The following is an 8,997-nucleotide window of genomic DNA, read 5'->3' on the forward strand; positions in this document are numbered from 1 at the left end:
AAAAGACCTGCTGGAAAGAATAAGGATAATATGGACTTGTGCATAAGAGAAAAATATATTCAATTTTATGCACGTAAAGATATGATGAATTAATCGCAGACCCAACTTTTGTAACTGATCCCTGATTGCTTTTGATTAAGTATTAAAAGGATATGACAGAATCTAACTTATAATATCTTGGGTTTATTTATTTGTTACTAAGCTCTTTCTTATTGTTTCTAACAGACTTTAGTTGATTTGTTGCATACAGTTAAACTGAAGGTGCCTCTAGAGTTAATAGGGCTTAAACGATAAAGTCGTAAGCTCTTTATTAATTCTCATCATGAATAGGATAGGTAAACTCAAGTATACGTTTTATCTATCTTAGTAGTTCTAGCCTGTTAGCATCTAATCTAACAAAGATAAAGAGTAGAATAGTAAAAGACCATAGAGATGAACCTCCATAGCTAAAAAAGGGCAGAGGGATTCCAATAACAGGTGCTAGCCCAATTGTCATACCTACATTTATAGCAATATGGAAAAATAGGATGGCAGCTACACCATAGCCATATATTCGACTAAAGCTCGAACGTTGCCTTTCTGCCAAGAAAATAAGGCGTAAGATGAGGCTTAAGTGCAATATAAGTACAAGAGCAGATCCTAAGAATCCCCATTCTTCTCCTACGGTACAGAAAATAAAATCGGTACTTTGCTCAGGGACAAAGTTGAATTTAGTTTGAGTCCCATTTAAAAAGCCTTTACCGCTGAATCCTCCAGAACCGATAGCAATTTTCGATTGATTAACGTTGTATCCTGCACCATATGGATCGGATTGAATGCCTAAGAGTTCATTAATCCTTTGCTGTTGATGAGGCTCTAAAACCCGATCAAAAATATAACTAACCGAAAAGGTATAAAGCAAACTTCCGATGACTAATAAAAGAATAAGAGCTGCATTTTTAATTTTACTTCGATAAGTATAGGCAAGAAAAGGAATGGTGTTTAGAAGAACAGAAATTACTAGCAAAGAGAAATTTCCAAGCTGTAAATCTGTCCCTTTATTAATTAGCCACAAGGTTCCAAAACTACCAGCAAGTAAGGCAAATGCTAATGCAATTTGTTTCACTTGTACACCAATCATTTTCAAACTTACTGCTGCTATAATAACGATTAGTATAGCTACTGTGAAACTTGAATAGATAAGCGTAAAGATAAAGAAAACAGCTGCGAGTAAGGTTAATAATAATACAAATCCAGATAAGCCTTCTCTGTAAAGCACGAGAATGAAAACAGAATAGACTAAGGCAGAGCCTGTATCATTTTGCATTAAAATTAGAACCGCAGGAGTAAAGAGTATAAGTCCTGTAATGAACAGTGATTTAATTTTATGAATTTTAAAATTGTATTGACTTATATATCTGGCTATTGCGAGATTGGTTGCGAATTTGGCGAACTCAGCGGGCTGAAAACGAATAGTACCAAGTTGAAACCATGAGCGTGCTCCGTTTACTTTAACTCCAAAAACAAGAACAGCTAACAGAAGTGCAATCATGAGTATGAGAGTGGGGTAGGCAAAAGCAGAATAAAACTTACTTTCAATCGTAAGAATAATGATGGCGATAAAAATTGCTGCACCAATCCATATTAATTGTTTTCCATAACGCTGGGTGGCATCAAAAATACTTTGATGATCTTCGTTGTAGACAGCAGCGTATATATTTATCCAGCCCAAAAATACCAATATAGCATAAAGCAAAATGGTTATCCAATCCAAGTTTTTAATTAGGCTTACTCTTCTATTCATAGCTACTCTTCTTTTTTTTTCTATTCGTCTTGCTTGTCTTCTTTGATGTTGATCAAATCTGCTTCAAGCATTCTTTTCTCTAAATACTTCTTGTTTTTAGAAATCTCACCTTTCAGATACTTTTCAATCATTAAACCCGAAATAGGTGCTGCATATCTTGATCCCCATACCCCATTTTCTACATAAACGACAATGGCAATTTTAGGATCATCTTTGGGAGCAAAAGCTACAAAAACGGAATGATCATCTCCATGCGAATTTTCAACCGTGCCAGTTTTCCCACATACACGTATGTCTTTAATAGCAGCTGATTTACCCGTACTTCCATCTTCCCCATGAACGACCATATCCATACCCTCAATTACAGGTTCAAAGTATTTTGCATCAATGGTAGTCTGTCTTTTTTCTAGAAATTTTGAATCTATTTTCCCATCAGTTCCGATTGATTTCACAATATGAGGTGTATAATAATAGCCTCGGTTGGCAATACAAGCAACCATATTAGCCATTTGAAGAGGAGTGATTGATAATTCACCTTGACCGATAGCTAAAGATACGACATTTAAAGAGCGCCAATTTTTGGTTCTATATGTTTTTGTATAATAGCTGGCTTTAGGAACAAAACCAGAAAGTTCACTGGGCAGATCGGTGCCAAGTTCTGATCCAAATCCGAATGAGCACGCATGTTTCCTCCAATTGGTATATCCCGCACTAGCTGATCCAAAGTGAGGAGCATCAAGTATGTTGCGAAATGTTTGAGCGTAATAGGCATTGCAAGAATGTTGTATGGATTCTTTTAGGTCTAATGGAGAACGGTGATTGTGACAGCCCATGGTAAAGCGACCTGCATGGTACCCATTCTGACATGCGATTTTTGTTCTAGGCGTGATAATGCCTTCTTGCAAGGCGACGAGTGCATTAATAAGTTTGAAAATCGAGCCTGGAGGATAAGTGGCCATCATTGAACGATCAAATAAGGGTCTAAGTGAATCATTATTTGCAAGTTCATTGTAGTTTGTTGACATGGCTCTACCGACAAACATCTCAGGATCGTAACCAGGACTTGATAGTTTAACTAGAATTTCACCAGTTTTAGGCTCAATCGCAACGATACCGCCTTTTTTATTTTGCATGAGTTTTTCGGCGTACTCTTGCAGGTTAATGTCCAAAGTTGTTGTGATATTTTGTCCCTCAATCGCATTCCTATCTAGGCCGCCATCATGGAAAGATCCTTTGATTCTGTTGTAAACATCTACCCAATAGACTTTCAATCCTTTTACCCCTCGTAATGCTTCTTCGTATGTACTTTCAAGTCCACTTTTCCCAATATAGTCACCTTGACTATAGTACTTGTCATTTTTGATGTGCCTACCATTGACCTCACCTAAATAGCCTAAGGTATGTGCTGCATTATGATGAGGGTATTTTCTAAGGGTACGAGTTTGAACAAAAAAGCCAGGATATTTATAAAGTTTTTCCTGTAGAACGGCATATCGTTCTGAAGAGAGCTGTTTGATAAAAATTGAGGAACGATATCTAGAGTGTTTTTTTGCTTTCTTAATTCGATGAATAACATCTTCTTTATTAACGCCAATTAAGTAGCAAAAATCTAGTGTATCGAATGTTTTAACCTGACGTGGTATAATCATTAAATCGTACGCTGCTTGATTGTAAACTAAAAGTTCACCATTTCTATCGTAGATTAAACCACGTGCGGCATATTGAGTTACTCTGCGTTGAGAATTACTCTCAGCTGAAAGCTTGTATTCATCGGTAACAATTTGAATGTTGAAGAGTCTGATTAGGAATATTAGAATAACAAAGGCAAAGATGCCTCCAATAATAAATCTTCGGTTTGAATAGTTATTCATATCTGTTCAGACAATTTTATTTTTTTGAAATGACAAATTGGCTTGTGATAACAAGTATTAAAGTGAAAATACTACTTAGTATGATTCTGATTAATGTGTCGCCAAAGTTGTTAAAAGAAAAAACCTCAACTATAAATAGGAAGCTATGATGAGCAAGAATTAGAATAAGGGCGTATTTAAAAAACCATGAAAATCCGTATACGTATAGCCCTTGTTCAATGTTGCATTCATAGTTATCTCGAACAGAAATGTAATTTAATATATAAGGCCTTAAAAATCCCATAAAAACACAAGCAGAAGCGTGTATGCCAATAGTATTTGAGAAAACATCTATGCTGAGTCCCATAAAGAATGACAAAACCAATAATAGCCAAGGTGGTGTTTCAAAAGGAAGCAATAAAATGAATAGAACATACAGGTAAGGGTTGATGAAACCACTTAGCTGAATGTTATTAAAAATAGTAACCTGAAGTAAGATTAGTATTATAAATCGGATAATATTTTTAACTATAAAATTCATTTTTCAACCTCTTTTTCTAATTCTAATCGTTCATTTTTCAATAAATCCCCTACCACATCAACATACGATATTTGATTGAAATCGTTACTTAACAAGACAATAACTTCGCGGAAGTTACCTCCAGTAGACGGTAATACCTCTTCAGCAGTTCCAAGAAGTATACCTTCCGGGAAAATAGAAGAAAAACTACTTGTCGTTATTGTGTCACCAATTTTGATGTCAACATGAGATGGGATTTCAATTAATCTTGCTTTACGGTAATCTTTGCCATCCCAATAGAATGATCCATGGTGATTGTTCTTCTTAATCTTAGCTGATATTTTTAGTCTGCTATTCAGCAGGGAAAGAACGGTTGAGTAGTTGTCTGATACAGATTTTACGATACCAATAACACCATTATTGGCAACAACGCCCATTTCTGGCTGTATTCCTTGGTTTCGCCCTTTATTAAGGGTAATGTAATTTCGTTGTTTATTTATTGAGTTGTTAATCACTTTTGCCGAGCGATAAACATACTGTTGCTTGAAGAGAGAATCATTGTAAAAGAAAAATGAATCAGCAGAAAGCTTGTAGTTTTCTGAAAGTAAATTGTGGAGCAAGGTATTTTCGTTACTTAACTGATCGTTAATTTTAGTCAGTCTAACGTAATCACTAAAAGAATTTACTCTGTTGTAAATGCCTCCGCTTATAGCATTGTTAGAGTTTAGGAATACCGTTTTGTGATAGTTATTGTTGTTTACGATTAGTAAAAAACAAACCAACTCTATTATCAAGAATAGAATTGTGAAATGAAATCTGACAATGATTTGGAGTAGATTCTTCATTCAATTGTAAAGAGGTAAGCAAATTTGATTTATGCTTATTGGCTAGTTAATCTATTAACTAACCAATAAGCTATAATTCGCAAATGATATCGAATCATACCATTTGCTATGTATTTATCTCATTAAGAATGAGAAGTTTTTCACATTCTTAAGTGCGATACCTGTTCCTCTTGCTACAGCTCTCAATGGATCTTCGGCAATATGGAATGGAATATTTAATTTATTCATCAAACGTTTATCAAGACCACGAAGCAGTGCACCACCTCCAGCTAGATAAATACCATGGTTCACAATATCAGCATACAACTCAGGAGGTGTTTGCTCCAATGCACTCAAAATAGCAATCTCAATTTTAGAAATTGATTTTTCAAGACAGTGTGCAATTTCCTGATATGAAACGGGTATTTCAATTGGAAGAGCAGTCATCTGATTTGGTCCTTGGACACGGAAATCAGCAGGTGGATCTTCTAGTTCCGAAAGGGCAGATCCAACATGAATCTTGATGTCTTCAGCAGTACGCTCACCAATTTTGATATTGTGTTGGTGACGCATGTATTCCTGAATATCTGCAGTTAAATCATCACCAGCAATTCGGATTGATTTATTGGTAACAATACCTCCCAGTGAGATTACCGCAATTTCAGTTGTACCACCTCCTATATCTACTACCATGTTACCTTCAGGAGCTTCAACATCTATGCCGATACCAATAGCTGCAGCCATTGGTTCATAAATCATATAAACATCTCTACCACCGGCATGCTCCGACGAGTCACGGACAGCTCGAAGTTCAACCTCGGTACTTCCCGATGGGATACAAATTACCATTCTTAGTGATGGAGGAAATAAACGTGGCTTTTTGTTGATCATTTTGATCATCCCACGAATCATTTGTTCGGCAGCATTAAAGTCTGCAATTACTCCGTCGCGTAAGGGACGTATAGTACGAAGGTTGTCGTGAGTTTTACCTTGCATTTGGCGTGCCTTCTCGCCAATAGCCACCATTTTTTCGGTGCGCCTGTCAATTGCCACAATCGAAGGTTCGTCAACCACAATCTTATCATCACAAATGATGATTGTGTTTGCCGTTCCCAGGTCGATGGCTATTTCCTGTGTCATGAATGAAAAAAATCCCATATAGTCGTGTGTATCTCGGTTTTATCTGTTGTTATATTTTCAGAACTTTGTCCTCTAGGTTTAGAAGCATCCTAAGTTAGCAAGTTTCTTAGGATTAATACACTGCTCGAAACAAAGATTCTGAATATAATTTTAATGTTTAAAATGGCGCATTCCTGTAAATACCATAGCAATCTTATACTTGTTAGCTAAATCGATTGATTCTTGATCACGAATAGAGCCACCAGGTTGGATAATTGCTGTAATTCCAGCTTCGTTTGCAGCTTCAACACAATCACCGAAAGGGAAAAAAGCATCCGATGCCATTGCACTTCCTTTGATATTTTCACCACCCTGACGGATTGCATTTTCTAAAGCCCAAATACGACTAACTTGTCCTGGACCCACGCCCGTTGTAGTTAAGTTTTTGGCAATAGCAATACCATTCGATTTGGCGTGTTTAACTGCTTTCCATGCGAAAATAAGATCTTCCATTTCTCTTTCAGATGGCTGACGCTCACTTACAACTTTCAACTCATCGTTAAATAATTCCTGATCTTGTTCCTGAATTAATAATCCTCCTAAAACAGTACGTGCTTTAAAGGTTGAATATCCAGTTTTTAAGATTTCTGGAAGTTCCAATAATCTTAAATTCTTTTTCTTAGTTAATATTTCTAGCGCTTCAGCACTGTATGATGGAGCAACAATAACTTCAAGGAAAATCGAGCTCATTATTTCAGCCGTAGCAGCATCAATTTCACGGTTTGAAGCAATAATACCTCCAAAGATTGAAACAGGATCTGCTTCGTAAGCTTTCTTGAATGCTTCAGCAATAGTTGGAGCACTGCCTATTCCACAAGGATTAGCATGTTTTGCTGCAACAATTGTTGGTTCTGTATATTCTTTCAAGGTTTCTAAAGCCCCGTCTGTATCACCAATATTATTATAAGAAAGTTCCTTACCATGAATTTTGTTGGCCGCAGTAAGTGTGCCTTCAGTCTCTTTAATCTGAGCATAGAAACTTGCTTTCTGATGTGGGTTTTCACCATATCTAAGATCTTGCTTCTTCTCGTAAGTTAAAGTAATCGTATCTGGAGATTTGATATCCAGCTTTGTGTTGAAATAGTTCGAAATTAAAGCATCGTAGTGTGCGGTGTGTTGAAACACTTTAGCTGCAAGTAGTTCTTTAGTTTCGAAACTTGTTGAGCCATTTTCTTTAAGTTCTGCAATAACAGTATCATAATCCTTAGGATCTGTAATAACTGAAACGAATTTATAGTTCTTTGCTGCTGCTCTAAGCATAGTTGGACCACCTATGTCGATGTTTTCGATAATTTCTTCGTGCCCAGCTTCAGGATTTAAAATAGTTTGTTTGAAAGGGTATAGGTTACAAACGACAATATCTATAGCCTCTATACCTAATTCTTTCATCTGTTTCTGATGCATTTCGTTATCGCGAATAGCTAAGATTCCACCTTCAACGTTAGGATGAAGCGTTTTTACTCGACCATCAAAACATTCTGGAAATTGTGTTAGATCTGAAATATCCATTACAGGAATTCCCTCAGCTTTAAATTTAGCAGAAGTCCCTCCGGTAGAAATGATTTCCCATCCTAATTGGTCTAGTTCTCTTGCAAATTCAACAATATTTGTCTTATCAAAAACACTGATTAGAGCTCTTTTCATGATTCTTTTTTTGGGGTAATTTATATGAGTCGAAAATTAACTTTTCAGTAAAATATCTTCCAAACTAGAGTGGCTGGCGTAATTCACTAGAGATTAATGTTTTATGCAGTTGTGATTAGTTTCACGCAAAGTTAAGAAAAAGCCTAAAAAATAAGACTTATAAATAGAGCTTTTTTATGCAAATTTTGAGATTTTTTATTCTCTCTATAGGACAGTAGGTTGAGGATTAATTAAGCCTTTGAGTTTATTGTGATTTTTATGGTAGAATGTGTGATATGAAATAATCCTTCTAGCACATCAAATCGTATTTTGAGATACTAGAAGGAAATATTATATGATTAAACTATACTATAAAAATATGCTCCAATTGAAAGGTAGATGAATAACCCAACAATATCATTTAATGTTGTGATAAATGGGCCTGTTGCAAGAGCGGGGTCAACTTTTGCTCTATGGAGCATTAAAGGAATAATGGTTCCTGCTATGGCAGCAAAAATCATAACGGCAAATAATGCTACAGATACAGATATGGTTAATGCAAATGAATCACTGTAGAAATAATTGGATAAGAATAATAAAGAAGAACAGGTTAAACCATTGATAAGTGCTCCGCCTAATTCGCGCATTAAACGACTGAATGTACTTTCAATACCTAAAGAGTTACTTGCGATACCTTGTACAATAATTGCTGATGACTGAACACCAACATTACCTGCCATCGCTGTGATTAGTGGAATAAAGAAAGCCAGAGCAGGGGTAGCTGATAGGCCGGTTTCATGTGTAGCAATAACCATTGCTGCAAAAACACCCCCAACTAAGCCTATAAGTAGCCAGGGTAGACGAGCTCTGGTTTGTAACCAAATGGAGTCGTTTGATTCAATATCTTCGTAGATACCCGATGCCATTTGATAATCTTTTTCAGCTTCCTCACGAATCACATCTACAACATCATCGATAGTAATTCGTCCCATTAATCGACCGATACTGTCAACTACAGGGAGGGCTACCAAGTCATATTTCTCCATAATAAGAGCAACTTCCTCGTCAGATTCGTCAGTATGTACTGACATGACATCAGGTTCATAAATATTAACGATTTTGGCAGAAGTAGGACTCAGGATCATCTTTTTAAGAGATAGTGTTCCTATTAGTTTTCCATCATCATTAACAACATATACGTAATAAATTTCGTCAATA

At 36.2% G+C, this 8,997-nt stretch carries 7 protein-coding genes; all 7 read right to left on the bottom strand.

All coding sequences use genetic code 11. The annotated features are described in order from the left end of the window. Positions 1 to 358: 358 nt before the first annotated feature. On the bottom strand, positions 359 to 1,783 hold the full coding sequence (rodA, locus tag ABY905_RS10415; protein WP_372643373.1) for a rod shape-determining protein RodA: 1,425 nt from the start codon (positions 1,781 to 1,783) through the stop codon (positions 359 to 361). Positions 1,784 to 1,803: 20 nt separating this feature from the next. Further along, entirely contained in the window at positions 1,804 to 3,654 is a 1,851-nt protein-coding gene (mrdA, locus tag ABY905_RS10420) for a penicillin-binding protein 2 (RefSeq protein ID WP_372643376.1), read from the bottom strand. Between the two features lie 16 nt (positions 3,655 to 3,670). Further along, positions 3,671 to 4,174: a rod shape-determining protein MreD gene (gene mreD / locus ABY905_RS10425; protein ID WP_372643379.1), complete on the bottom strand. Its 504-nt coding sequence runs from the start codon at positions 4,172 to 4,174 to the stop codon at positions 3,671 to 3,673. Beyond that, positions 4,171 to 4,998: a rod shape-determining protein MreC gene (gene mreC / locus ABY905_RS10430; protein ID WP_372643382.1), complete on the bottom strand. Its 828-nt coding sequence runs from the start codon at positions 4,996 to 4,998 to the stop codon at positions 4,171 to 4,173. Before mreC ends, mreD begins: the two co-directional genes overlap by 4 nt. Positions 4,999 to 5,112: 114 nt before the next feature. Beyond that, the gene (locus ABY905_RS10435; RefSeq protein ID WP_372643384.1) at positions 5,113 to 6,135 is read right to left on the bottom strand and encodes a rod shape-determining protein; all 1,023 of its coding nucleotides are present in this window, start codon (positions 6,133 to 6,135) and stop codon (positions 5,113 to 5,115) included. Between the two features lie 132 nt (positions 6,136 to 6,267). Further along, positions 6,268 to 7,800, bottom strand: coding sequence for a bifunctional phosphoribosylaminoimidazolecarboxamide formyltransferase/IMP cyclohydrolase (gene purH, locus ABY905_RS10440; protein ID WP_372643387.1), 1,533 nt, complete (start codon positions 7,798 to 7,800; stop codon positions 6,268 to 6,270). Positions 7,801 to 8,138: 338 nt separating this feature from the next. Then, positions 8,139 to 8,997: magnesium transporter (mgtE, locus tag ABY905_RS10445; RefSeq protein ID WP_372643390.1), on the bottom strand; the 859-nt coding region annotated here is incomplete at its 5' end.

Origin of the sequence: Ancylomarina sp., assembly GCF_041555295.1 — a bacterium.
Classification (GTDB): Bacteria; Bacteroidota; Bacteroidia; order Bacteroidales; family Marinifilaceae; genus Ancylomarina.

What these genes read in the sequence shown, in the direction of transcription:
- mrdA (WP_372643376.1), bottom strand. Translation starts at nt 3,654, where the DNA reads ATGAATAACTATTCAAACCGAAGATTTATTATTGGAGGCATCTTTGCC.
- ABY905_RS10435 (WP_372643384.1), bottom strand. Translation starts at nt 6,135, where the DNA reads ATGGGATTTTTTTCATTCATGACACAGGAAATAGCCATCGACCTGGGA.
- rodA (WP_372643373.1), bottom strand. Translation starts at nt 1,783, where the DNA reads ATGAATAGAAGAGTAAGCCTAATTAAAAACTTGGATTGGATAACCATT.
- purH (WP_372643387.1), bottom strand. Translation starts at nt 7,800, where the DNA reads ATGAAAAGAGCTCTAATCAGTGTTTTTGATAAGACAAATATTGTTGAA.
- mreD (WP_372643379.1), bottom strand. Translation starts at nt 4,174, where the DNA reads ATGAATTTTATAGTTAAAAATATTATCCGATTTATAATACTAATCTTA.
- mreC (WP_372643382.1), bottom strand. Translation starts at nt 4,998, where the DNA reads ATGAAGAATCTACTCCAAATCATTGTCAGATTTCATTTCACAATTCTA.